The sequence below is a fragment of the Rhodoplanes sp. Z2-YC6860 genome (genome assembly GCF_001579845.1).
Classification (GTDB): domain Bacteria; phylum Pseudomonadota; class Alphaproteobacteria; order Rhizobiales; family Xanthobacteraceae; genus Z2-YC6860.
The window spans coordinates 357,692-381,594 of record NZ_CP007440.1 but is presented as its reverse complement, the minus strand read 5'-3'; the positions used below and the strand labels follow the sequence as shown (position 1 = coordinate 381,594).

Annotated in this window: 19 protein-coding genes and 1 tRNA gene; 12 read left to right on the top strand and 8 right to left on the bottom strand. The window is 64.5% G+C overall.

All coding sequences use genetic code 11. The features are described 5' to 3' along the window. Positions 1-4 precede the first annotated feature (4 nt). The gene (locus tag RHPLAN_RS01755; protein WP_068013308.1) at positions 5-778 is read left to right on the top strand and encodes an enoyl-CoA hydratase; all 774 of its coding nucleotides are present in this window, start codon (positions 5-7) and stop codon (positions 776-778) included. A gap of 5 nt (positions 779-783) precedes the next feature. On the opposite strand, the gene RHPLAN_RS01750 is transcribed toward RHPLAN_RS01755, so the two are convergent. Next, positions 784-2,460: a serine protease gene (locus RHPLAN_RS01750; protein WP_084244147.1), complete on the bottom strand. Its 1,677-nt coding sequence runs from the start codon at positions 2,458-2,460 to the stop codon at positions 784-786. Between the two features lie 81 nt (positions 2,461-2,541). Here RHPLAN_RS01750 and RHPLAN_RS01745 point away from each other — a divergent pair, with 81 nt between their 5' ends. Continuing rightward, entirely contained in the window at positions 2,542-3,342 is an 801-nt protein-coding gene (locus RHPLAN_RS01745) for a HesA/MoeB/ThiF family protein (RefSeq protein WP_068013304.1), read from the top strand. Positions 3,343-3,529: 187 nt separating this feature from the next. After that, a complete protein-coding gene (locus RHPLAN_RS01740) occupies positions 3,530-5,290 on the top strand; it encodes a Spy/CpxP family protein refolding chaperone (RefSeq protein WP_084246388.1) in 1,761 nt (586 codons plus the stop codon). A gap of 56 nt (positions 5,291-5,346) precedes the next feature. Here the strand turns inward: RHPLAN_RS01740 and RHPLAN_RS01735 are convergent, their stop codons facing one another. Next, positions 5,347-6,252, bottom strand: a complete 906-nt coding sequence (locus RHPLAN_RS01735) for a LysR substrate-binding domain-containing protein (RefSeq protein ID WP_068013301.1) — start codon at positions 6,250-6,252, stop codon at positions 5,347-5,349. 138 nt (positions 6,253-6,390) lie between these two features. Here RHPLAN_RS01735 and katG point away from each other — a divergent pair, with 138 nt between their 5' ends. From katG to RHPLAN_RS01720, 3 genes are all read left to right on the top strand, one after another. Then, positions 6,391-8,544: a catalase/peroxidase HPI gene (katG, locus tag RHPLAN_RS01730; RefSeq protein WP_068013299.1), complete on the top strand. Its 2,154-nt coding sequence runs from the start codon at positions 6,391-6,393 to the stop codon at positions 8,542-8,544. A 245-nt stretch (positions 8,545-8,789) separates the two neighbouring features. After that, positions 8,790-9,839 (top strand): alpha/beta hydrolase, encoded by a 1,050-nt coding sequence (locus RHPLAN_RS01725; RefSeq protein WP_068013297.1) that lies wholly within the window; start codon positions 8,790-8,792, stop codon positions 9,837-9,839. A 44-nt stretch (positions 9,840-9,883) separates the two neighbouring features. Next, positions 9,884-11,011, top strand: coding sequence for an acyltransferase family protein (locus tag RHPLAN_RS01720; protein WP_068013296.1), 1,128 nt, complete (start codon positions 9,884-9,886; stop codon positions 11,009-11,011). Between the two features lie 122 nt (positions 11,012-11,133). Here the strand turns inward: RHPLAN_RS01720 and RHPLAN_RS01715 are convergent, their stop codons facing one another. From RHPLAN_RS01715 to RHPLAN_RS01705, 4 genes are all read right to left on the bottom strand, one after another. Next, positions 11,134-12,066, bottom strand: coding sequence for a glycosyltransferase family 10 fucosyltransferase (locus tag RHPLAN_RS01715; protein ID WP_068013294.1), 933 nt, complete (start codon positions 12,064-12,066; stop codon positions 11,134-11,136). A gap of 104 nt (positions 12,067-12,170) precedes the next feature. Continuing rightward, the gene (locus RHPLAN_RS38075; protein ID WP_084244145.1) at positions 12,171-12,563 is read right to left on the bottom strand and encodes a c-type cytochrome; all 393 of its coding nucleotides are present in this window, start codon (positions 12,561-12,563) and stop codon (positions 12,171-12,173) included. A gap of 747 nt (positions 12,564-13,310) precedes the next feature. Continuing rightward, the gene (locus RHPLAN_RS01710) at positions 13,311-13,649 is read right to left on the bottom strand and encodes a hypothetical protein (protein WP_068013293.1); all 339 of its coding nucleotides are present in this window, start codon (positions 13,647-13,649) and stop codon (positions 13,311-13,313) included. A 730-nt stretch (positions 13,650-14,379) separates the two neighbouring features. Next, positions 14,380-14,464 (bottom strand) — tRNA-Leu (locus RHPLAN_RS01705). A gap of 221 nt (positions 14,465-14,685) precedes the next feature. Between RHPLAN_RS01705 and RHPLAN_RS01700 the strand changes: the two genes are divergently transcribed. Continuing rightward, on the top strand, positions 14,686-15,663 hold the full coding sequence (locus RHPLAN_RS01700; protein WP_068013291.1) for a complex I NDUFA9 subunit family protein: 978 nt from the start codon (positions 14,686-14,688) through the stop codon (positions 15,661-15,663). 945 nt (positions 15,664-16,608) lie between these two features. Beyond that, positions 16,609-18,150, top strand: a complete 1,542-nt coding sequence (locus RHPLAN_RS01695; RefSeq protein WP_068013289.1) for a GGDEF domain-containing protein — start codon at positions 16,609-16,611, stop codon at positions 18,148-18,150. Positions 18,151-18,271: 121 nt separating this feature from the next. Here the strand turns inward: RHPLAN_RS01695 and RHPLAN_RS01690 are convergent, their stop codons facing one another. Continuing rightward, positions 18,272-19,078 carry an undecaprenyl-diphosphate phosphatase gene (locus RHPLAN_RS01690; protein WP_068030394.1) on the bottom strand — a complete coding sequence of 269 codons (807 nt, stop codon included), beginning with the start codon at positions 19,076-19,078 and terminating at the stop codon, positions 18,272-18,274. A 237-nt stretch (positions 19,079-19,315) separates the two neighbouring features. Between RHPLAN_RS01690 and RHPLAN_RS01685 the strand changes: the two genes are divergently transcribed. The 4 genes from RHPLAN_RS01685 (at position 19,316) to RHPLAN_RS01670 (ending at position 23,054) form a co-directional block, all read left to right on the top strand. Then, positions 19,316-20,008 (top strand): glutathione S-transferase family protein, encoded by a 693-nt coding sequence (locus RHPLAN_RS01685; RefSeq protein WP_068013287.1) that lies wholly within the window; start codon positions 19,316-19,318, stop codon positions 20,006-20,008. Beyond that, positions 19,960-21,129 carry a tRNA epoxyqueuosine(34) reductase QueG gene (gene queG / locus RHPLAN_RS01680; protein ID WP_068030392.1) on the top strand — a complete coding sequence of 390 codons (1,170 nt, stop codon included), beginning with the start codon at positions 19,960-19,962 and terminating at the stop codon, positions 21,127-21,129. Before RHPLAN_RS01685 ends, queG begins: the two co-directional genes overlap by 49 nt. A 61-nt stretch (positions 21,130-21,190) precedes the next feature. After that, positions 21,191-22,165 carry a Bug family tripartite tricarboxylate transporter substrate binding protein gene (locus tag RHPLAN_RS01675; protein WP_068013285.1) on the top strand — a complete coding sequence of 325 codons (975 nt, stop codon included), beginning with the start codon at positions 21,191-21,193 and terminating at the stop codon, positions 22,163-22,165. Between the two features lie 7 nt (positions 22,166-22,172). Continuing rightward, positions 22,173-23,054, top strand: a complete 882-nt coding sequence (locus RHPLAN_RS01670) for an NAD-dependent epimerase/dehydratase family protein (RefSeq protein WP_237180023.1) — start codon at positions 22,173-22,175, stop codon at positions 23,052-23,054. Here the strand turns inward: RHPLAN_RS01670 and RHPLAN_RS01665 are convergent. After that, positions 23,043-23,837, bottom strand: a complete 795-nt coding sequence (locus RHPLAN_RS01665) for an alpha/beta hydrolase (protein ID WP_068013283.1) — start codon at positions 23,835-23,837, stop codon at positions 23,043-23,045. The two genes, RHPLAN_RS01670 and RHPLAN_RS01665, sit on opposite strands and share 12 nt — an antisense overlap. Between the last annotated feature and the right edge of the window lie 66 nt (positions 23,838-23,903).

The following is a 23,903-nucleotide window of genomic DNA, read 5'->3' as shown; positions in this document are numbered from 1 at the left end:
CCGCATGAGCTACCAGAACATCATCGTCGAGACCAAAGGCCGCGTCGGCGTCATCCGCTTCAACCGGCCGAACGCGCTCAACGCACTCAACGCCGCGCTGGTCGGCGAGTTGATCGCGGCAATCGATGTGCTGGAAGCCGACACCAACATTGGATGTCTGCTCATAACCGGATCGGACAAGGCGTTCGCCGCCGGCGCCGACATCAAGGAGATGGCGGACAAGACCTACCAGGACGTGAACATGGAGGATTTCGGCGGCGACAAGGATCGCATCGCGCGCTGCCGCAAGCCGGTGGTTGCGGCCGTCGCGGGCTTTGCGCTCGGCGGCGGCTGCGAGTTCGCGATGCAGGCCGACATCATCATCGCCGCCGATACGGCGAAATTCGGCCAGCCCGAGATCAAGCTCGGCGTCATTCCGGGCTATGGCGGCACACAGCGGCTCACCCGCGCGGTCGGCAAGGCCAAGGCGATGGATCTCATCCTCAGCGGCCGGATGATGGACGCGCAGGAGGCGGAACGCTCAGGCCTCGTCGCGCGCGTGGTGCCGGCCGCGAGCCTGATGGACGAGGCTATTAAAGTGGCCGAGACCATCGCCGGCATGGGCCTGCCGTCGGTTTATGCCGCGAAGGAAAGCGTCAATCGTGCCTTCGAGACGACGCTGGCCGAGGGCGTGCGCTTCGAGCGCCGCGTGTTTCACGCGCTGTTTGCCACGGAAGATCAGAAGGAAGGCATGGCGGCCTTCATCGGGAAGCGCCCGGCGAAGTTCAAGAACAAATAGCGGCGCTATTTCCGGATGCAGATCACACGGGTGACGGCCGACGCCGCGTAGGCGAGCGCCGCGTCACTCGTTGCAACGTTGTTCTGTCGTAGGAAGCTGCGGATCGCACCGACTGGCACCATCGACGCTTGCGACGCCGAGGCTGCCGTGCTGCTGGTCTGCACCGGGCTGAGCTGCACCACCCCCGCGAGTTTTCCCGAAGCGTTGAATGCGCCGGCGCCTGCGAAACCCAGCGCAGGCGTGGCATCGAGCGCCTTCGTGCTGCTGACTTGCGCCTTCGCAGTCGAAACCGCACTGCCGCCGGCCTGCGCCGTCGGATCGGCGACGCCGACCAGCGTCACGTTGCTCGCATCCTCATCGTCGGCCGCAAGCGGCGCGACGCCGACATCCGACACGCCATTGATCCGCAGCAGTGTGAGGCCCGTCGCGCGGTCGTCAGCAACGCGCTCGGCGTAACCCAGGCCCGGCAGCGTGACGCTCGAGCAGCCCTCGACGACACGGCTGTCGGTCAGCACGTCGCCCGCGGCGGAAACGAACACGCCGGTGCCGTAGTCGACCTTGCGACGTGACGCGCCCGCGCCGCCGGTGAGCGACAAACCTTGTGCAAACGGCAGATAGCTGCCGGCGACCGGCAGCACCAGCGGATCGATATCGCCTTCGATCGCCTGGTCGTAGAGGATCGTGAGCCCCCGCACCTCGCCGTCGCGGGCAAAACCCACGACGCGCATTTTCTTCAGGCCCTGCATGCCGATGATGGTGAAGGAGTCGCTCAGGAGACTGCTGCCGGACAGCCGCCGGCGCGGCATTTTCCTTTGCTGATCGAACACCGCCGCGATCGTCGCGCCGGTGTCGACGCGCCAGGTCTCGATCTGCAACTGACCCTGCTCCGAGCTCCAGCGCGTACCGCTCGAGCCCGGCGTCGTCTTCGTTGCAAACTTCGACGGAATACCGAGCCGCGCACCGGTCACCGGATCGTCGACCACGCGCCAGCCCGACGCGTCCCGGAGTGATGCGACGGAAGCCGCAAGCGACGCGCGCTCTTCGGGCGCGAGCAGCCCGGTGACCTTCAGCTTGTTGCGCTTCTGATAATCCCTGACCGCGTTGACCAGTTTGTCGCTGAACTCGCCGTCGGCGAGGCCGCGATAATCGCCGGCCCAGATGAGATCGGACTGGATCGCGATCCGTTCGCTCGGCGTCATCGCCGTATAGGCGTCGCGCAGAGCCGGCGACGTCGCAGCGTTCGTCGGGCTCGGAGCGGTCTCCTTCGCGGCCGCAGCCTTGGGCGCTCCGGTCTTGGGCGTCGCGCTCTTGGGCGCTGCAGTCTTGGACGCTGCCGTCTTGGGCGCTGTCTTGGGCTTCGGCTCAGCCTTCGCCTTGCGGGCACTTTTGCCGGTCTGCCTGCCCTTGGCGGCTCTGCCGTCCGTGGTTATTTCCGGGGCCGGCTGCGCCGGAGCCGAGGCTTCCTTGGCGGGCTTCTGCACGGCGGCAGCTTTCGCTGGTGCCGGCGCGGCAGGTGCATCGGGTTTTGCGGCGGCCTTGGTCTTCGGAGCGGGCTTGGCGGAAACGGGCTTTGCAGGCGTGATCGGGCCGTAGCTTTCGTGGACGTCGCCTTGGGCAAAGACTTCTGGGCTCGCCAACGCAATGACCAAGATCGCAAACGAAACCGCGCGCAAGATTCGCATGATCACCCAGCTCAACTTCAGACTCGCAAACCCTAGCCGAAACCAGCTCAATGCGCCAATGATGGCCTTCGAGGGAACCTGATGCTTTCGCCGGAAGAGCTCGAACGTTATGCGCGGCACATTGTCCTGCGCGAGGTTGGCGGACCGGGCCAGCAGGCGCTCGGCCGCGCTCGCGTGCTTGTGATCGGCGCGGGCGGGCTTGGGGCGCCGGTGCTGCTCTATCTCGCAGCCGCCGGCGTCGGCACGCTCGGCGTGATCGACGACGACACCGTGTCGCTGTCGAATCTGCAGCGCCAGGTGATCCATACGACGCACGACGTCGGCCGCCCGAAAATCGAAAGCGCCGCGGAGGCGATCGGCAAGCTCAATCCGCATGTGAAGGTGATCACGCACGCGACGCGGCTCGACGCCGCCAACGCGGTGTCGATCCTCGAAGGCTACGACATCGTCGCCGACGGCTCGGACAATTTCGCGACGCGTTATCTCGTCGCCGATGCGTGCTTCTTCGCCAAGAAGCCTCTGGTCACCGCCGCAATCGGCACCTTCGACGGCACGCTGACCACCGTGCGCGCGCACGAGCGCGGCAAGGACGGCAAGCCCAATCCGACCTATCGCTGTCTGTTTCCCGAGCCGCCGCCGCCCGGCACCGTACCGGCCTGCTCCGAGGCCGGCGTGCTCGGCGCGCTCGCCGGCGTGCTTGGCTCGATGATGGCGCTGGAACTCATCCGCGAGCTCGTGGGTTTTGGCGAGGGCCTGGTTGGACGCCTGCTGATGGTCGATGCGCGCGCGATGCGGTTCGAGACGCTGAGCTATGCGTGGGACGAGACCAATCCGCTGAGCGGCACGACGCCTTCGATCACGGATTTGTCGATCCACAAATGATCCGTGCTGCGAATTCGGCTCGCGCTTCCGCGCCATGACACGTGTCCGGCACCGCAGCCTGACTGCTCATTCATCTACCTGCTGCATTTGTAATTTGAAAAAAACGTTATCAGCACCAGATTATTAAATGCTGCTTGTTCCATGAAATTTGCTGCACCCGCGAACAGATCGAGTGGCGGAGGATGCCATGTCAAAGCTCACCTTGAGTATCGCGCTTGTTGCCCTCGCGTCCGTGCTGGCGTTGCCGGCTGACGCCGCGGGAAGGGGTGGCGGAGGCCGCGGCGGTGGTGGTGGCGGAGGGCACGCTAGCGGTGGTGGTGGCGGACACGGCGGTGGCGGTGGCGCGCATTTCGGTGGCGGTGGCGGTGCACGCTTTGGAGGCGGTGGCGCACGCTTCAGCGGCGGCGGCTTCCGAGCCGCGCCGCACTTCAGCAGCGGACCCCGGTTCAGCAGCGCTCCGCGCTTCAGCAGTGGCCCGCGGTTCAGCGGCCGCAGCTTCAGCAACCGTGGCATCTCGCGGCAAAACTTCTCGCGACAAAATTTCTCGCGTCAGGCCATCCGGTCGGGCAACCGCGGCGTCTCGCGCTCGTTCTCGAACGGCCGCAGCAACCGGTCCTTCGCCATCCAGAACAATCGGAACAATCTCTCCGGCCGCAACGGACGCTTCAACGCCAACAGCGCCGGCCTGAACAACAACCGGCTCGGCAAGAATACGATCCGCAATCAGGCCAGGACGCGCGCCGTGAGCAACGCGCTGAGCTCGCGCTCGCTCACCAACAGCCTGAGCAACAGGAGAGCCCTGCACAATCCGCAAAACCGTTCGCGCCTCCTCGCGAACGCGGCACTGGCGGGACACAACCATGGGCGCAACGGCGGCTGGTGGCGCCATCGCCACGGCGGCTTCGGCTGGGTCGGCCCGGTGTTCTGGCCGTTCGCCTACTACGACTTCTACGACTATGCGTGGTGGGGTGACGATTACGACTATGCGTTCTGGGATTACGGCTACGACGACATCTACGCCGGAATCTTCTCGCCCTACGGCTATGACGACTACGCAGGCTATGCGGGCTACCTGCCGTCAGGCGGCACGCGTGTCGTGACGCGAGGCCCTGCGACGCAAGGCACTGGCGCGCCCCCTGTGGCGACGCAGCAGAACCAGCCGTCACAGCTCGCGCAGATGTGCGGCGACGATTCGAGCGACATCGCGGGTCTTCCGGTCGATCAGTTCCGGCAGGCGATCCAGCCCAACGCGGACCAGCAGGCCGCGCTCGACGAGCTCGCCCGCGCCTCGGCCAAGGCCGCGCAGGACATCAAGAACGCCTGTCCGTCGCAGGTCGGCCTCACGGCCCCGACGCGGCTCGCGCTGATGGAGCAGCGCATCCAGGCGATGATCGGCGCGGTGCAGACTGTGCAGCAGCCGCTCGACAAGCTCTACGGTCTCCTCAACGACGAGCAGAAGGCGCGGATCGCGGCGCTCGGCAGCGAGCAGCGCCAGGCGCGGCGCGGCAATTCGCTGGCGCGGAGCTGCAACGCGGCGCAAGGCAGCACCGACAGCTGGCCGACCGCCGAGCTCGACCGCACGCTGCATCTGACCGACGCGCAGCGCGAAAGTCTCACCGGGCTGCAGAACGCGTCCGCCAAGGCGGCCGAGATGCTCAAGGCCTGTCCGCCGGACAGCGCGTTGACGCCGCCCGCGCGCCTTGCTGCAATCGAGACGCGGCTCGAGACCATGCTGCAGGCGGTGAAGACCGTGCACAGCGCGCTGAACGACTTCTACGCGCAGCTCAGCGACGAGCAGAAGGCGAGCTTCGAGACGCTCGGCCCGCAGCGCACCGGACAGGACGCCGACGCGTCGACCGATCAGGACCGGCCGCGCGTGCGGCACGTCCGCTCGCGCCGGCATGGCGGCGTGAACATCTACGGCATCCTGCGGCGCTTCGGGATTTGAACGCCGAACGCTGAGTGCTGCCGCATCTGGCAGGGCCAAGCCCGGCCCTGCCCTCATTACGAGATGATTTTCGGACCGCCCACGCGCAGCGTTTCGGTGATCAGTTCGCCGAGCGCCACGAAATCCACCTTGCGCGGCGAGGTGCGCCGCCAAGCCAAGCCCACCGTGCGGCCCGGCGCAGGCTCGGCGAAGCGCAACAGCTTGACGCGCTCGTCGCGCAATTCGACATCGACCGCAACGCGCGGCAGGAGCGTCACGCCGTAACCGTTCGCCACCATCTGCATCACGGTCGTGAGACTCGTCGCACCGAGGCTCAGATCGCGCCGCGCGCTGGCACAGAACGCCAGCGTCTGGTCGCGCAGGCAGTGGCCTTCTTCGAGCAGGATGAGCTGCTGCGCGTCGATGTCGTCGACGCCCACACAGGTGTCTTGCGGACGCGCGTCGGTCGCCGGCACCGCCAGCAGGAACGGGTCGTCGAACAGCGGCGTGGTTTCGATGTCGTGCTCCTCGACCGGCAGCGCCAGCAGCACGCAGTCGAGCGAGCCGCGGCCGAGCTCCGCCAGCAGCACGCGGGTCAGGGTCTCGCGCAGTTCGACGCGCAGATCGGGATAGCGGTCCTGAAGCATCGGCAGGATTTTCGGCAGCACATAGGGCGCCATGGACGGGATCACGCCGAGCCGAAGCCGTCCGGTCAGCACGTGGCTCCTGTGGCGGGCGAAGTCGGTGAGATCGCGAGTGGCGGCCAGCACCCGCTCGGCCCGCCGCGCGACCTCATAGCCGGTGTCGGTCAGCGTGATGTCGCCGGGGCGCCGCTCGACCAGATCGACGCCGAGCTCGTCCTCGAGCTCCTTGATCTGCATGGACAGCGCCGGCTGGGTCACGGAACTCGCTTCGGCGGCCCGCCCGAAATGCCTATGCTCGCCGAGCGCGACCAGATACTTCAGCTGTCTCAAAGTGATCATGTCGATAAGCTAAGCTTATCGACGCGGTCAGACAATACGATTAGACCTGATCCATTCTAAAGACCAAGGTCCGGCCGGGATTGGGCCCGGCAGCGGACCGGGACACTCAAGCGCGCGTAAATGCCAAGGAGGAACTACATGGACGCCAAAACCGACAAAGGGGCCACGTGCCCGTTCTCGAGCGGAGCGCACACCAACCGCGATTGGTGGCCGGACTCGCTGAGCATCGACATGCTCCACAAGAACTCGACCCTGTCCGATCCGATGGGCAAGGAGTTCGACTACGCGAAAGAATTCAAGACCCTCGACCTCAACGCGGTGATCAAGGACCTCACTGCGCTGATGACCAACTCGCAGGAGTGGTGGCCGGCCGACTTCGGTCACTACGGCGGTCTGATGATCCGCATGGCCTGGCACAGCGCGGGGACCTACCGCATCACCGACGGCCGTGGCGGCGCCGGCGCCGGCCAGCAGCGCTTCGCGCCGCTGAACTCGTGGCCCGACAACGCCAACCTCGACAAGGCGCGCCGGCTGCTTTGGCCGATCAAGCAGAAGTACGGCAGGAAAATCTCCTGGGCCGACCTGATGGTGCTGGCCGGCAACGTCGCGCTCGAGTCGATGGGCTTCAAGACATTCGGCTTCGCCGGCGGCCGCGCCGACGTGTGGGAGCCGGAAGAGCTGTACTGGGGTCCGGAAGGCACCTGGCTCGGCGACGAGCGCTACAGCGGCGAGCGCCAGCTCTCCGAGCCGCTCGGCGCCGTGCAGATGGGCCTCATTTACGTGAACCCGGAAGGCCCGAACGGCAATCCTGACCCGGTCGCCGCCGCGAAGGACATCCGCGAGACGTTCTTCCGCATGGCGATGAACGACGAGGAAACCGTCGCGCTGATCGCGGGCGGCCACTCGTTCGGCAAGACCCACGGCGCGGGCGATCCGTCGCTGGTCGGACCCGAGCCGGAAGCCGGCGCCCTCGAAGACCAGGGCCTCGGCTGGAAGAGCAAGTACGGCAAGGGCCACGGCGCCGACGCCATCACGGGCGGCCCCGAAGTGACCTGGGTGCAGACTCCGACGCAGTGGAGCAACAACTTCTTCAAGAACCTGTTCGAAAACGAATGGGAGCTGACGAAGAGCCCCGCCGGCGCCAAGCAGTGGAAGGCGAAGAACGGCAAGGCCGACATCCCGGATGCCTTCGACAAGTCGAAGAAGCACGTGCCGACCATGCTGACGACCGACCTGTCGCTGCGCTTCGACCCGGCCTACGAGAAGATCTCGCGGCGCTTCTATGAGCATCCGGAGCAGTTCGCGGACGCGTTCGCCCGCGCCTGGTTCAAGCTCACGCACCGCGACATGGGCCCGATCCAGCGCTACCTCGGCCCGCAAGTGCCGAAGGAAACGCTGATCTGGCAGGATCCGATCCCGAAGGGCGATGCGTCGCTCAGCGATGCCGACGCCACCGCGCTGAAGGCGAAGATCCTCGCCTCCGGCCTCACGGTGTCGCAGCTCGTCTCGGCCGCCTGGGCGTCGGCCTCGACGTTCCGCGGCTCCGACAAGCGCGGCGGCGCCAACGGCGCGCGTGTCCGTCTGGCTCCGCAGAAGGACTGGGAAGTCAACGAACCCGCCCAGCTCAAGACGGTGCTCGGCAAGCTCGAAGCGATCCAGAAGGAGTCGGCCAAGAAGGTCTCGATCGCCGACCTGATCGTGCTCGGCGGCAACGCCGCGGTCGAGAAGGCGGCGAAGGACGCCGGCGTCGACGTGAAGGTGCCCTTCTCGCCGGGCCGCGGTGATGCGACGCAGGACCAGACCGACGTCGACTCGTTCGCGCCGCTCGAGCCGCGCTCGGACGGCTTCCGCAACTACATGCACGCCAAGCGGCAGTTCATGATGCCGGAAGAGGCCCTGATCGATCGCGCGCAGCTCCTGCGTCTGACCGGACCGGAGCTGACGGTTCTGGTCGGCGGCCTGCGCGTGCTGGGCGCCAACGCCAAGGGCTCCAAGAACGGCGTGTTCACCAAGCAGGAAGGGAAGCTGACCAACGACTTCTTCCTCAACCTGCTCGACATGGGCACGGAATGGAAGCCGAAGGGCAACAACGAGTACGAGGGCATCGATCGCAAGACCAAAGCGGTGAAGTGGACCGCCTCTCGCGTCGACCTGATCTTCGGCTCGCACTCCCAGCTCCGCGCGTTCGCGGAGGTCTATGGCTGCGCCGACTCCAAGGAGAAGTTCGTGAAGGACTTCGTCGCGGCCTGGGCCAAGGTGATGAACGCGGATCGCTACGACATCGCCCACTAACGACTGCACACTCCGACGTCATCGCCGGGCCGGCACCTGCCGCGCCCGGCGATTTCGTTTCATAAGATTTATGCGCTCCATGCGGCGTAGGGCGGATTAGCGAAGCGTAATCCGCCAATTCGCCTCAAGAGACATGGCGGGTTACGCCTTCGGCTAACCCGCCCTCCAACTGCGCGGCCCTCCAGCCCCTTACACCACATCAATCTGACGTTTTAGGATGCCGCGTCCCAAGCTTGGAAACTGAAATGAGGCGACGGCAATTCCTGGCGCTTGTCGGCGGCGCGGTCATCGCGACCCTCGGCGGCGGCGCCGTATACAGCGCGCTCGAAACACCGGGCGTGAGCGTAGCCAGCCGTCTGCTACGGCTCGTGCTGCGCTTCGTCGTCAAAGGCCGCGACGGTCGGGCCCCGGACATCGGCGCGCTGCGCCACCGGATGGATTCGCTCGCCCGGATCTTCCCCGGTGCGCCGAAGAATACCAAAGCGACAGCGCTCGACGCCGGCGGCGTGAGCGCGCTTCGCGTCGTCCGGCCGGAGTCGCGCGACGGATATCACGTGCTTTATCTGCACGGCGGCGCGTATGTTTTCGGTTCGCCGTCGCTTTATCGCAATCTGCTCTGGCGCATCGCGAGAGCCACGCGAGCCCAAGTGCTGTTCGTCAACTATCGGCTGGCTCCGGAGCATCCGTTTCCGGCGGCTCTGGACGATGCCGTCACCGCCTACCGCTGGCTGTTGGCGGATGGCGCCGACCCTTCGCGCATTATCATCATGGGGGATTCGGCCGGCGGCGGCCTCGCGGTTTCGGCGTTGCTCCGGCTCCGCGATGCCGGCATCGCCTTGCCGGCCGCGACCGTGATGATGTCGCCGTGGACCGACCTGGCGGTGACAGGCGAATCCAACCGGGTGAACGCCGCGTCCGATCCACTCCTGGAGCCGGAGCAGGCCCGATACATCGCTCGATTGTATCTGGCCGGCGCCGATCCCCGCAGTCCCGATGCATCGCCGCTTTACGGCGATCCTGCCGGGTTGCCGCGATCGCTCATCCAGGTCGGCAGCGACGAAATCATGCTCGACGATTCGGTGCGGATGGCCCAGAAGATGCGCGCTGCCGGAGTTGACGTGGAGCTTGAGGTCTGGCCCCTGATGCCGCACGCTTGGCACGTCTTCGCCGGCTTCCTTCCCGAAAGCCGCAGGGCTATCGAAAAGATCGGCACTTTCGTCAACACGGCTTTTGCTTCGGCCCAGCGGCCGTATTCGTCTGGTTTCGAGGATGGCGCCGGCGCCGCACGGCGCTAGGTCTGAGGCGCGGCAAGTGCTCGGAGTGACAGGTATTCAAGGCCATGCGGCGCACGGACATCGACGGACTGCGAATTCTGATCTGCATCGGCATCATCCTGGCGCATGCGTTCCTCATTTTCGCGGCCGAGCCGCGCTACCATCTCAAGAGCGCCGAAGTCTGGCCGGTGGCCTCGGTGGCCTTTGAATTCTTCCGCGTGACCACAACGCCGCTGTTCTTCACGATTGCCGGCTGGTCCTCGGTCGTGTCGCTGCGCCGGCGCAGCTCCGGCCGCTACGTGCTGGAGCGGGTTTCGCGCCTGCTGGTCCCGCTGATCGCGGGAGTTTTGCTGTTCGGGTCGATCATCAAATACATCGAGCTCAGCCATGGGCGCGACGTCGGCTTTTATGGTTTGCGGATGGTCGGCGATCTGCACATGAGCTTTTCCCAGTTCTTGCCGCTCAGCTTGACGCGAACGAAACTCATGACCTGGTCGCACTTGTGGTTTCTGGTCTACCTGCTCCCGATCTCGTTGGCGTTGCTGCCGCTGCTGATCCGGCTTGCGCGAAGCGTCCCGAGAACCACGGTGCCGGCCGCGTTCGTGGTCTATCTTCCGGCGCTCCCCTTGATGGCGCTCCTCGTCGCCATCAAGGGCTACTGGCCGTTCCTGCCGAACCTCCTCGCCGATTGGAATTTTTTCTACTACGCGCTGCTTTTTGCCTTTGGCGCGGGGATCGCGGCCTGGCCTGGCTTTGAGACGCGGCTGCAGTCCGAGGCCCGGCGCCTGCTGGTCGTGGGGCTGCTGGCATTCACCGGCTTGATCCTGAGCGGTGAATCCCAGATTGGGCGCCTGTTCGTCGGACTGACGGCATGGAGCTTCATTGCTGCGGGCCTCGGCCTTGCGGCTCGTTACAAGCCTACAGCTACTCCGGCGCTCAACTATCTCTCCGAGGCGACGATGCCGGTCTACATCATCCACCATGCCCCACTGCTGCTGATCGGCATGGCGGTGCTGTCGCTGGCGATCCCGGTATGGCTCAAGGTCATCGTGATCTGGCTGGCAACCTCGGCGGTTTCAATGGCCGCCTATCACTGGCTGATCCGGCCCTGGCCTCCGATACGCTTCCTGATGGGCATGAACGTCCAGGCGCCGAGGACAATTCCGGCGCCACAGCCGCAGCCGAACGTCTGACGCCTCCGCACTCAGCGGCGCAGCGCACACGCTCGCAAACTCGACGATGTCTTTGCGCGTAGGACGCAGATCGCGGCCCTCATGCTGAACGATCTGATCCAAGCCGCAAAAAGCGCGCGAATTCACGTTCGACGCGGCTCGGCTTCGCGGCGGCGCCTCACGATCTCGGCAAGTTTCGCGAAAGGATGGGTGCGCAGCGCATCGAGGTCCGTTTCAAACGATGGAAAAAACGGCCGCTCGCGCCACCGGAAAAATTGGCGATAGGCTTCATCATCCTGATCCAGTTTTTGCAAATAAAGGGCAAGCTCGGCGGGACCCTCAAAGTCATTCACGTTGATGAAAGCGTTTTCGCCCGGAGCAAATTGATCGATGTTGGGCGCTCCCCGATAAACAGGAACCGTGCCGGCCAGCAGCGGGTCAAAGAATTTCTCGGTCACGTAATCGGTTTCGAGCGCATTTTCGAACGCCAGGCAGAATTTATAGCGCGCTATCGTGGCGAGCTTCGTCCGCGGCCCTTGATCTGCTTCCTTCAAGAATCTGTTTCTGAAAAACCGGCCGAAGGAATCCACCTTGATTTTTGTCATCAGCGCCGCCGCATATTCGTTGCGGCCTGATTTGTTCGCAGGCGCCGACTGAAACATCACGACCGGCGCCTGTTCCGACTTTGCCGGCAGCGGCTGGCTCAAGGCCTCAAGCCATTTACGTCGGCTTGGACAATAGGGTGCCCAAACGTCTGCAGAGCGTGAGTAGCTGATGACGAGATCGAACAGCTCCAGGAATGCCGGATTTTTCAAGACTGGAACATTGTCCGCACTTTCCGCCGACCATGCGACCCATAGCTGCCCTGGCAGCTTATTCAAGTTAGCGAAGCCCTCGAGATTGGGATGGTCGTAGACCAGGTTTGGAACGTGAAAAACGACAGCGTCAGCCTCGGGGAACAACGAAGGATCCCAGGTAAAAGCTGCACGATCCTCCGGCTCCAGACGCGACACGTCCGGCGCTTCGCCGAAGAACTTGTTGTAAAAAAGGATGATCGGATGAGGCCGCGAACCCAATGGTTCATCTCCGATGCAGCTCCGTCAACGGTCTCAAACAAACTCAACCAAGCCGCTTATTTTTGACGTGTTCGATACGGATGGCAACCGGCTTCGTCGGAGGATCACTTTTCCTGAACACGTTTAAGATAATCGATCACCGCCAAAACTCGATTTTTAAGTCTGTACGCGTGGGTGGGTCCAAATCGATAGCCCCAGATTGGCATCTCTCGCGTGCCATGGGCGCTGATCGAAGAATTTCGACCGTCGACCATCCGGTACACTCTTTCAAAAGGAAACACACCGTTGTTGTTTTTGGCGAGAACTGTCAGATCGGCAGGAGGCGTCTTCAGAGCTTTGCTGACGGGCCCATTACCTTTTGCTTCCATGCCGTGGCATGCCGCACAGAAGGATTGATAATCCAATTTGGCTTGATCGCCATTCTCGGCAAGTACGCAAGCGCCACTGACAAAAATCATACTAGCTATGGCGAGCATCTGATACGCGGCCCAGCTCATCCCTCGAATTATTCGCATCCGAGTATCCTTTTCCTATTGTCTCCAGCACATCCAATCAACGCCGCCGGGCATGCGCCCGCCCATGCACTAGATGGCCCGCGGCGGGATAGCGAAAATCGGTCCCCTGAGGAGCACCCACTGCTCACTCACCTTCCGCATCACCAAGGAGGCGGCTTTTTTCATTCGGGTCTGCCACTAACGGGATTGTCTCTCGCAATTGCTTGATGTTCTCGCATCTCATGCGACGAGCGATGTCTTACATGCCCGCCTCCGCACGCTCGAATAGTTCCAGTCATGCAACCGGGGCTCTTTGACTTAAATCAATCCGCTTATCGACAGGTGCCTCATCGTTTGCAGATGGATGCTGTCAATCGCGCGAATAAGTGTCGTGCCCATGCTGAACAATGCCGGGCTTTGGCTGAACTGGCTTCCCAGCCATGCGTCAAGGACGAGTACCTGCGCATATCTCACCAGTGGCCCACGCTTGCCAAGAGATCGAGGAAATAGAGCGCATGCGGCATTTCGCGACAATTCTCATTCGAATCGGAAAGTCGAGGGCCCCACCTGATGTGGCAACCCGTCTCGTCCGCACCGTTCGACCGCGATCTTGAACTTGCGGTGATCAATGATGACGGCGAGCACACACTCGTATTCCCGTCTCGGCGCGTGCCCGGCGGGTGGATCGATGCCAAGACGAACAGGTGGCTAGACCTTACAACCGACCCATTGGCGGCAGTGGAATACGACCTAGAGCCGGCTCTGTTCGATTTCCTTCACCACCCTGTGACGGTAATCCATATGGAGGTTCTGGCTCTCCAACATGCCATCCAAGAACGCTTGGGCGCGGTCCAAACCGCTGTGGCTGTTGATGCGCATCGTCCTGACAATCGCCATTTGCTGCTGGATTCTACGCGCACCGTCCGCGATATGCCTTTCGATGTGCGCTAACAGCTCCAGATTCTTACCGAACTTGTCCTCTTCCTCGATCAGGAGACCCTGGATACGCGCTCTCTCCTCCGGTCGAATGTCCGACAGGAGCACCTCCTGAAAATGCTTGATGTTTTCCCGCGCGATGAACCGATCCATGGCCGCTCCTATCCGCGCCCAGCCAAGGATAGCTCACGTCGGGGGAGGCCTGCCAGCCGTTTCGGAACGTTGACCTTGCGCAAAGCGGCGCGGTGGTCGTCGTGGATTATGAAACCATGGCGGACATCTGGACGCGATGTTCAAGGACTGGGCGCCCGGTGAAAACTGGCATCACGACTGCAATGGTGAAATTCCGCAGCTTGCCGGACATCGAGGTCCCAATGCGTTGTGAGGCGTGCGGCGGCGAACATTTTTGGAAGGCGTCGGAGGCGTGGATCGAAGGAGGCAAAGATGGCTCGATATCAGGTCAAACTGTTCAAAGATCTCCTCAGCTCGGACGGCCACCCGTTCCACTGCCTCCAGTCAATTATAGAAGTGGATGCTGACGGGCCGGACACTGCGGTGAAAGCCGTTTTGAACGACATGCGGGGCAAACTTCGCTGCCGGCGGCTCCGCGGAGACTATTCGGCTGATGCGCTTGCGGACCGTTACCCTCAGCAAAAGAAGCTCGGCGGCAAGCATCCAGCTCCCTCGGCGTCACCTCAGGCCGACAGCATCGGCTCACACATCGGAGGGAATACGGCGAACATAATACCGATTGCGCGAACCTGTGCGCCTCATCGGACGAACCAACCGAGACTGCATTGTTGCTCACCCTCGTAACACAGTTGGGCAAGCGCAACGCTCAGGGGCACTCAAGTTATTGAATTGGCTCAGGTCGCCAATTGGATGGTGCCCAGAAGAGGACTCGAACCTCCACGCCTCGCGGCGCCAGTACCTGAAACTGGTGCGTCTACCAATTCCGCCATCTGGGCACTGGCGGCACACATAAGGGGCGAGCTTTCGCCTTGTCAATCCAAGGCTTGGTCGGCGCGGCGCATCGGCCCGGATCGGCCGGAAATTTGCGGAATTCTCCTGCCACAGATGCCCTGTACAGTGGAGGAAACCCGGCGTATTTCGCTATAAGGCGCTGGCCGAAGCCGCCTGAACCGAGCCCGAAAAGACACGCCCCGAGAAACACGCCCGAGAGACATCCATGGACTTCCAAGCCAACAACGACACGCTGATCACGATCTTCGGCGGCTCGGGCTTCGTCGGGCGCCACGTGGTGCGGGCGCTGGCGCGGCGGCAGTATCGCATGCGCATCGCGGTGCGGCGGCCCGATCTCACCGGCCACCTGCAGCCGCTCGGCCGGGTCGGCCAGATCCACGCCGTGCAGGCCAACATCCGCAACGCCGAGTCGGTCGAGGCGGCGGTGCGCGGCGCCGACGTGGTGATCAACCTGGTCGGCATCCTCCACGAGAGCGGCCGGCAGCGCTTCGACACCGTGCAGGGCTACGGCGCCGAGCAGGCGGCGCTCGCGGCCTCCGCCCACGGCGCGCGGATGATCCAGATTTCGGCGATCGGCGCCGACGAGAATTCGCCGTCGGGCTACGCACGCAGCAAGGCGATGGGCGAGAAGGCCGTGCTGGCGGCCAAGCCGGACGCCGTGATCGTGCGGCCGTCGGTCATGTTCGGTCCCGAGGACGACTTCTTCAACAAGTTCGGCGCCATGGCGCGGATGCTGCCGGCGCTGCCGCTCATTGGCGGCGGGGAAACCAAATTCCAGCCGGCGTTCGTCGGCGACGTCGCGGAAGCCATCGCGCGCGCGGCCGACGGCACGGCGAAGGCGGGCACGATCTACGAGGCCGGCGGCCCGGAGGTGAGAACCTTCAAGGAGCTGATGCAGTTCGTGCTCGACACCGCCGAGCGGGATCGCTTCCTGGTGCCGCTGCCGTTCGGGCTCGCGAAATTCGTAGCGATGTTCGCGCAGCTTTCGCCGTTCAAGCCGCTGATCACGCCCGACCAGGTCGAGCAGCTCAAGGTCGATAACATCGTATCGGCCGCGGCGATCGCCGAGGGCCGCACGCTCGAAGGGCTCGGCATCGAGCCGACCGCGATGTCGACCATCGTGCCGTCCTACCTCTGGCGCTTCCGCAAGACCGGACAGTTCAAGACCGGCCGCTTCGCCTGAAACACGGATTTGCCGGGCGGCCACCCCGCTTTGGCGCGCGCCTCCGGAGCATTTTTCCGCGGGCGTTTTGTTCTTGCTATGTTCGCAAATCACGCTTAGACGGCGACTCACCTCGCTCACTGAGGGCGTCGACTAGGGACGTCTATTTGGCGGAGCGAGGTGTGGCGCCTGCAGGCGTGGCTCGTGACCACGTCCCAGGGTGTGAGGTCATCGTCCGTCCCCGATGAGGGGGCCGCCTTCAGTGGCAGGGCGCGGTCGGTGAAAGCGGGCGCAAATGCCCCGTGGAGCATGGTGGGTGAAAACCCAGCCGGTCCGATCGAATCTCGAACGGTGGCCTCGCAACAAATCGCCACAGTGGAGCGCCGGGAGGCGAGCGGACCTGATCGCAAAGGTCCGCGGCACCTCTCGCAAAGGTGCCCCCAAGGTGCGCCGTCTCGGCGCTCCGCGCCCTCACGCATGTGAGGGACCAGGAAGAATAGAGGCGCTGGCCCCGTGCCTGATCTGAAGGGGCCGATGAATCACGCCTGCATGGATGTTTGGATGACGCGCAAAAGCGTGGGCTGTTTGACAATTGAATCAGGATGCCACCGACGCCAATCCGACGGCGGTGTCATTGCCGGGCTTGACCCGGCAATCCATGAGCGGCCGCTGCGAAGGCAGTCGTACGAGCCGACGCCGTTGCGTCATCGTATGGACCCCCGGGTCAAGCCCGGGGGTGACGACCGCTTATGTTGGTGGAGGTGTGGACTCGTGTGCCGCCCATGCCCGAGGGTAACGACCACCTTCGTTGACGGAGCGCGAGTCCAAGCACGCAACTCGAGCCGCCTCAGCGCGCCCATTAACACCGCGCATACCAAACCGGAACCGCGGCCGAAGGTTGCCGCCGGCTTTAAGGTTCGAAATACCCCGCCCGTGCATGTTCCCCTTCAGGGGGAACTGGACAGGATGTCCGATCACGACATCGCGCGATTCCGGTCGAAGGCGCCTTCGAACCGGCTCAAGGTGCTGGCACCGGTGGTGCTGGTGACCTTGGCGTTTTGCGCGCTGTGCAGCCATGTCCTGATCGAAGCGCGCCGTTCGGCGCTGGAACGCGCCGGAGACGCCGCGGCCAACATGGCGGTGGCGATCGAGGCCGACATTGTCCGCAATGTCGAGGCGCTCAACCTGTCGCTGCAGGGCGTCATCGCCGGTCTCGGCCAGCGGGAGCTGGCAAGCTTGAGCCCGGAGCTGCGCCAGCGCATGCTGTTCGACCACTCCACCGCGGCGCGTTCGTTCGGCGCGATCCTGGTGATCGATGAGAACGGGCGGCTGCGCTACGACTCGCGCAATCCTTCGCCCCGGCCGCTCGACCTCTCCGGCCGCGACTATTTCCGCCTCCAGAGAGACCAGGCCGCGCCGGTGCTCAGCGTCGGCCAGCCCGAAGCGGCGCGATCGTCCGGCGCCTTCATCATCGGCGTCAGCAAGCGGCTCACCCATCCGGACGGCTCGTTCGCCGGTGTGGTCGCCGGCACGGTCCAGCTCAGCCACTTCAAGAAGCTGTTCAACGACATGTCGCTCGGTCCGAACAGCACGATCATGCTCGGACGCGCCGACGGCACCATGCTGATGCGCTGGCCGTTCGACGAAGCCCTGATCGGCCGCAACATCGGCCATGCGGAGATATTCAAGCGGCTGAAATCCGCGCGCAGCGGCCGCTTCGAAACCACCGCCGTCACCGACGGCGTGCACCGGCTGTTTGTCTACAGCCAGATCAGCGACCTGCCGATCTTCGTCAGCGTCGGCCAGTCGACCGGCGCGATCTATGCGCCGTGGCGCAGCTATGCCTGGACCGTCGCGATGCTGATCGTCGCGCTGGTTGCGATGTCGGGCGCGCTGGGCTGGCTCCTGTTGCGCGAGCTCAACTGGCACAGCGAGGCCGAGCAGCGGCTCGCGATGCTGGCTTCGACGGACGGCCTCACCGGCCTCTCCAACCGCTGGCATTTCGACGACACCATCCGCAAGGAATGGCGGCGTGCGCGGCGCGACCGCACGCCGGTTGCCCTGCTGATGATCGATGCCGACGCGTTCAAGACCTACAACGACACGCACGGCCATCAGGCCGGCGACGAGCTTCTGAAGGTGATCGGCGAGGCGATGCTCGCCAACGTCCGGCGCGGCGCCGATCTCGGCGCGCGCTACGGCGGCGACGAATTCGCGGTGCTGCTGCCCGGCGCGTCGCTGGAGAACGCCGCCGAGGTCGCGGGCAAGATCCGCGCGCACTTCAACCGGGTCTGCCGCGACAAAGGCCTGGCGGAGGGCGCCAGGATCAGCATCGGCGTCGCCTGCCTGATCCCCGAGCGCAGCACGGGCCACGCCGCGCTGCTGACCGCGGCCGACGAAGCGCTCTATCGCGCCAAGGACGGTGGCCGCAACCGCACCGAGCTCGCCGAAGCGGCATTCAAGGCCTCGCAGGAGATAGCGAAGCCCGCGCTGGTCGCGGCGGCGTAGCATGCTGTCATTCCGGGGCGATCGCGAAGCGAGCGAACCCGGAATCCAGAACTCGGGAATCTTTGCGGAGCTGGATTCCGGATCGCGCGCTGGCGCGCGCGTCCGGAATGACGGAGGGGTGCTATTTGCCGAGCGCCAGCGCGATCAGGCCGGCGGCGCCAACCACAACGCGCCACCAGGCGAACAGCGCGAAGCCATGACGCTGCACGTAGCCCAGGAACGTCTTCACGACGATCCAGGCGCAGACGAACGACACCGCAAAGCCGATTGCGATCAGCACCTGGTTCCCCGACGTCATCTGCGCATGCGACTTGTAGAGGTCGTAGGCGAAGGCACCGGCCATGGTCGGCATCGCGAGCCAGAACGAGAATTCGGCGGCCGAGCGTCGATCGGCGCCGAGCAGCATGGCGCCGACGATGGTCGCGCCGGAGCGCGACACGCCCGGGATCATCGCAACGCACTGGATGATGCCGATATAGAGATACATCGGCATCGTATAGGTCATCACATCGGTGTAGCGCGGCTTGAGGTTGAGCACGTCGATCCAGAGCAGCACGCCGCCGCCGGCGATCAGCGTGAAGCAGATCAGCCACTCGTTGAACAGCACCGACTTGATGAAGTCGTGCGCGATCGCGCCGACGATCGCAGCCGGCAGGAACGACAGCAGAATGCCCAGCACGAAGCGCCGCGACGACCAGTCGGTGAAAAAGCCGATCGCGAGCCGCCAGAGCCGGCCGAAGTAGATCGAGAGCAGCGCCAGGATCGCGCCGAACTGAATGAGCACCGCGAAGGTCTTGCCGAAGTCCTCGTCGGCAAAGCCGAAGAAGCGCTGCACCAGCAGCAGATGCCCGGTGGAGGAAACCGGGATGAACTCGGTCAGGCCTTCGACAATTCCGAGAAAGACGGCCTTGATGATGTCAAAGGTCATGAAATGCTCCAGCGGGAACGGGACGAGGATGGCAACGCCTCCGCCGTGCTTGTCGCCCAACCGCCGCCTGGGAGCAATGCCGCATGCGGCGTTGCTCAATAAAATGCGCGCTCACGCGAAGCTCTTGAAATTGGCGAGGATTCCGGGTTTGGACTTGGCGCGCACCCTGTTAGGGTTGCGTCCCAGTGATTCCTTCGTGCTTCTTTTGAGGCGACAGCACTCCGACCATAAAGGTTTATGCTCACCATCTTTCATCATCCGTTTTGCCCGCACTCCCGGTACATCCGGCTGGCGCTTGCCGAATACGGACTGGAATACCGTACGATCGAAGAGAGGACTTGGGAGCGCCGTCAGGAGTTCCTGATGATGAACCCGGCTGCCACCACGCCGGTGCTGGTTGCCGAAGGCTATCCGCCGGTGCCGGGCGCCGCCGTGATCTCCGAGTTCATCGACGAGGTCAGCGGCCCCGAGCTCCAGAGCGGCCGGCTCCTCCCGGAGGAGCCCGGCAAACGTGTCGAGGTGCGCAGGCTCACGGCTTGGTTCAACGAGAAGTTTTTCGCCGAGGTCAGCGGGCCGCTGGTGCTGGAGCGCTTCTACAAGCGGCTGATGCGCATCGAGCAGGGCGGCGGGCCGCCGGACACCGATGCGATCCGTGCGGCGCGGATCAACGTCCGGTATCATCTGCTCTATATCGGCTGGCTGGTGCGCACGCGCGACTGGCTTGCGGGCCAGGAGATGAGCTTTGCCGATCTCGCTGCCGCCGCCCATCTCTCGGCGGTCGACTATCTGGGCGATGTGCCATGGAGCGAAGACGAGGCCGCGAAGAATTGGTACGCACGGGTGAAGTCGCGCCCGTCGTTCCGGCCGATTCTCGCCGAAACCTGGCCGGGGCTGACGCCGGCGTCGACCTACGCCAATCTCGACTTCTGACCGACCTCACAAGCCTCAAGACCCGGCTGGTCGAAACCGCGCATGCGCAAGGTTTCGATATCGTCGGCATCACGCGGCCGGACGCAACACCGCTTGCCGGTGTGAGACTTCAGCAGTTCCTCGCCGAAGGCGCCCATGGCGACATGGCCTGGATGGAGGCGACGGCCGAGCGACGCGCCAGCCCGCAGGCGCTGTGGCCGCAGGTGCGCTCGGTGATCATGCTCGGGCTCAACTACGGACCCGATCACGATCCGCTGGAAATCCTCAAGGCGCGCGAGCGCGGCGCGATCTCGGTCTACGCCAAGGGCGAGGACTATCACGAGGTCATCAAGCCGCGCCTGAAAGACATCGCGCGCTGGCTCATCGCTGAGGCGGGCGGCGACGTGAAGGTGTTCGTCGACACCGCGGCCGTGATGGAGAAACCGCTCGCGGCGGCCGCGGGCCTCGGCTGGCAGGGCAAGCACACCAACATGGTGTCGCGGCAGTTCGGCTCCTGGCTGTTTCTCGGCGCGATCTTCACGACGCTCGAACTGCCGGCCGACGAACCCGAGCGCGACAGCTGCGGCACTTGCCATGCCTGTCTCGACATCTGCCCGACCGCGGCGTTTCCGGCGCCGTACCGGCTCGATGCGCGGCGCTGCATCTCGTATCTCACCATCGAGCACAAAGGTCCCATTCCGCGCGAGATGCGCGCAATGATCGGCAACCGCATCTATGGCTGCGACGACTGCCTTGCGGTGTGCCCCTGGAACAAGTTTGCGCAGGAAGGCCGCAACGCGAAGCTCGCCGCGCGTGAGGTGGCGCGTGCGCCAAAGCTCGAAGAGCTGGCGCGGCTCGACGACGCGGCGTTCCGCAAAATGTTCGCCAAGACCGCGGTCAAACGCACCGGCCGCGACCGCTTCATCCGCAATGTGCTGATCGCGATCGGCAATTCCGGCGACGCTGCGCTCGCGCCGGCAGCCGAAAGGCTTCTGTCGGACGCCTCGCCATTGGCCCGCGGCGCCGCGGTCTGGGCGCTGACGCGGCTCGATCCGGCCCGAGCGGCAGCTGTCGCGCCCCAATATGCGGGCGAGCCCGATCCGGCCGTGGCCGAGGAATGGGCTCTCACACCGAACGCCTGATACGGCGCCCCATTTGCCGTGTTAGCCTTCGCCCAACAAAGAAGATTGTCGGGAGGACCTCATGACCGCCATCACGCGACGGAGCGTGGTCGCAGGGCTGGCCGCGACGGCCGCGTTGCTACCCGACCGCGCGCTTGCGGCCTGGCCGGAGCGCAACATTTCCATGCTGCACGGACTGACCGCGGGCGGCGGCGTCGATGTCAGCGCGCGGCTGATCGCCGAGGGATTGAGCCGGCGGCTTGGCCAGCAGGTCGTGGTCGAGCCCAAGCCCGGCGCGGCCGGCACGCTCGCCGCAGCCCAGGTCGCGCGCTCGCCCGCGGATGGCTACACGCTGGGCTTCATTCCAAGCGGCCACGCGGTAACGGCCGCGACCTACAAATCGCTGCCCTACCGCTCGATCGAGGACTTCACCATCATCGGACAGGTGATCGAATTCCCGTTCGTGATCGTCACCTATCCGGATCACACGATTCGCAACGTCTCCGATCTGATTCAGGCGGCCAAGACTCGCCACGAGCCGGTGCTCGGCGGCGTGCCGGGCGCCGGTACGCCGCAGCATCTATTGATCGAATATTTCTCCAGGCTTGCCGGCATCAAGATCCAGGTCGTGCCGTATCGCGGCGGCAATCAGTCGCTCACCGAGCTTCTCGGCAAGCGTATCGATTTCCTGATCGATCCGCCGGTCGCGCTGATCGGCCAGATCAAGTCCGGCGCGCTGCACGCCATCGGCGTCAGCGGCGAGACGCGCTACGCGCCGCTGCCCGAGACCGGCACGATCGCGGAGGCCGGCTTTCCGGGATTCTCGATCACCTCATGGATGGGTGTGGTCGGCCCGGCCAAGATGCCGAAGGAGATCGCCGAGCGGCTGAACAAAGAGCTCAACGAACTGGTCGCCGAGCCAACGACCATCGAGCGCATTCATGCGCTCGGCAGCGAGCCCAAGGCCGGCACACCGGCGGATTTCACCAAGCGGATTGCGACCGATATCGAGCGTTGGAACAAGGTCATTGACGAAGCCAAGATCGAACGCATCTGATGCCGGGATGAGCACGCTGGTTTGCATGGGGTTGGGCTACTGCGCGCGGCACTTTGCAGCTGCGTTCGGTCCGCGATTTTCGAGCATCATCGGCACCACGCGCGATCCGCACAAGATCGCCGATGAACCCGTCGAGCTCCTGATGTTCAGCGAGCATCCATCGGAGCCGCTGCGCGAAGCGATCGCGGACGCGAGTCATCTGTTGATCTCGGCCGCACCCGACGACGCCGGAGATGCGGTGCTGACGGTGTTCGGCGACGAGATCGCCGCAGCCGAGAATCTGCAATCGATCGTCTATCTGTCGTCGACCGGAGTCTATGGCGATCACCGCGGCGCTTCCGTCGACGAGACCACGCCGACCGTGCCGGCTCATGAGCGCGGCGGCGCGCGCGTCAAAGCCGAGTTCGACTGGCAGGCGCTGGGACGGCGCTGCGGCGTGCCGGTCGCGGTGCTGCGGCTCGGCGGCATCTACGGCCCAGGCCAGAATGCGTTCGTACGGCTGCTCGCCGGCCGCGCCCACCGCATCGACAAACCCGATCACGTCTCGAACCGCATCCATGTCGCCGATATCGTGCAGACGATCGAGGCGGCGTTCCGGCTGAACTACAACGGCATCGTCAACGTCACCGACGGCCAGCCGGCCTCGCCCAACGAGCAGATCGAATATGCGTCGAAGCTTCTCGGCATCGCGCCGCCACCACTGCTGCCGTTCGACGAGGCGAAACGGACGTTGTCGCCGTTCCTGATGAGCTTCTACGAGGGCTGCGCACGCGTGCGCAATGATCGCCTCAAGAACGATCTCGGCATCACCTTGCGCTATCCGGATTATCGCGCCGGTCTCGACGCGCTGCTCAAAGATGGTTTCGACAAACCATCGTCACGGACCTGACAGTTCGCTCACCGCCGCGATCAATCGTTCGATGTCCTCCGGCCGCGACAGGCGATGATCGCCGTCCTTCACCAGCGTCATCACGACATCGTCGCGGGCGAGCCGCGACGACAGCTCCATCGCATGCTGCCAGGGCACGTCGGCATCCTGCACACCTTGCAGGATGCGCACCGGGCAGCCGGTCTCGATCAACCCGCCGAGCACGAGATGCTTGCGGCCGTCTTCGATCAGGTCGCGCGTGATGACATAGGGCTCGGCGGAGTATTCCGAGGGCCGCTCCCAGAAGCCCTTGGTTTCGATCTGGCGCTTCTGGTCCGGCGAGAACTTTTTCCACATCAGTTCTTCGGTGAAGTCGGGCGCCGGCGCGACCAGCACGAGGCCTGCGAGTGAGCCTTGAAATTTCGTGCCCAAGGCCGCGCGCTGCCGAAGCGCGCGAGAGAGAAGCAGTGCGATCCAGCCGCCCATCGACGAGCCGACCACCACCTGCGGCCCCTTGGCGAAGCGCTCGAACACCGCGACCGCATCCTCGAGCCAGCGGCCAATGGTACCGTCGGTGAACGCGCCGCCGGACTCGCCATGGCCCGAATAGTCGAAGCGGAGGCAGGCGCGGCCGGTCCTGGCGGCCCACTCGTCCAGCGCCACCGCCTTGGTGCCCTGCATGTCTGATTTGAAGCCGCCGAGCCAGAACACGCCGGGCATCTGACCGGCGCGCAGCCGCACCGCAATACGCCGTTCTGCGGGGCCGCTCCCCACATTGATGGATTCCAGGCTGGCTTCGCTCATGTCATAACGCCTTCGCGGCCGCGACCGGGCCATGATTATCGGCTCGTGTTTCGCCGCAAGCCGCCG

What these genes read in the sequence shown, in the direction of transcription:
- RHPLAN_RS01755 (WP_068013308.1), top strand. Translation starts at nt 5, where the DNA reads ATGAGCTACCAGAACATCATCGTCGAGACCAAAGGCCGCGTCGGCGTC.
- RHPLAN_RS01750 (WP_084244147.1), bottom strand. Translation starts at nt 2,460, where the DNA reads ATGCGAATCTTGCGCGCGGTTTCGTTTGCGATCTTGGTCATTGCGTTG.
- RHPLAN_RS01745 (WP_068013304.1), top strand. Translation starts at nt 2,542, where the DNA reads ATGCTTTCGCCGGAAGAGCTCGAACGTTATGCGCGGCACATTGTCCTG.
- RHPLAN_RS01740 (WP_084246388.1), top strand. Translation starts at nt 3,530, where the DNA reads ATGTCAAAGCTCACCTTGAGTATCGCGCTTGTTGCCCTCGCGTCCGTG.
- RHPLAN_RS01735 (WP_068013301.1), bottom strand. Translation starts at nt 6,252, where the DNA reads ATGATCACTTTGAGACAGCTGAAGTATCTGGTCGCGCTCGGCGAGCAT.
- katG (WP_068013299.1), top strand. Translation starts at nt 6,391, where the DNA reads ATGGACGCCAAAACCGACAAAGGGGCCACGTGCCCGTTCTCGAGCGGA.
- RHPLAN_RS01725 (WP_068013297.1), top strand. Translation starts at nt 8,790, where the DNA reads ATGAGGCGACGGCAATTCCTGGCGCTTGTCGGCGGCGCGGTCATCGCG.
- RHPLAN_RS01720 (WP_068013296.1), top strand. Translation starts at nt 9,884, where the DNA reads ATGCGGCGCACGGACATCGACGGACTGCGAATTCTGATCTGCATCGGC.
- RHPLAN_RS38075 (WP_084244145.1), bottom strand. Translation starts at nt 12,563, where the DNA reads ATGAGCTGGGCCGCGTATCAGATGCTCGCCATAGCTAGTATGATTTTT.
- RHPLAN_RS01710 (WP_068013293.1), bottom strand. Translation starts at nt 13,649, where the DNA reads ATGGATCGGTTCATCGCGCGGGAAAACATCAAGCATTTTCAGGAGGTG.
- RHPLAN_RS01700 (WP_068013291.1), top strand. Translation starts at nt 14,686, where the DNA reads ATGGACTTCCAAGCCAACAACGACACGCTGATCACGATCTTCGGCGGC.
- RHPLAN_RS01695 (WP_068013289.1), top strand. Translation starts at nt 16,609, where the DNA reads ATGTCCGATCACGACATCGCGCGATTCCGGTCGAAGGCGCCTTCGAAC.
- RHPLAN_RS01690 (WP_068030394.1), bottom strand. Translation starts at nt 19,078, where the DNA reads ATGACCTTTGACATCATCAAGGCCGTCTTTCTCGGAATTGTCGAAGGC.
- RHPLAN_RS01685 (WP_068013287.1), top strand. Translation starts at nt 19,316, where the DNA reads ATGCTCACCATCTTTCATCATCCGTTTTGCCCGCACTCCCGGTACATC.
- RHPLAN_RS01675 (WP_068013285.1), top strand. Translation starts at nt 21,191, where the DNA reads ATGACCGCCATCACGCGACGGAGCGTGGTCGCAGGGCTGGCCGCGACG.
- RHPLAN_RS01670 (WP_237180023.1), top strand. Translation starts at nt 22,173, where the DNA reads ATGAGCACGCTGGTTTGCATGGGGTTGGGCTACTGCGCGCGGCACTTT.
- RHPLAN_RS01665 (WP_068013283.1), bottom strand. Translation starts at nt 23,837, where the DNA reads ATGAGCGAAGCCAGCCTGGAATCCATCAATGTGGGGAGCGGCCCCGCA.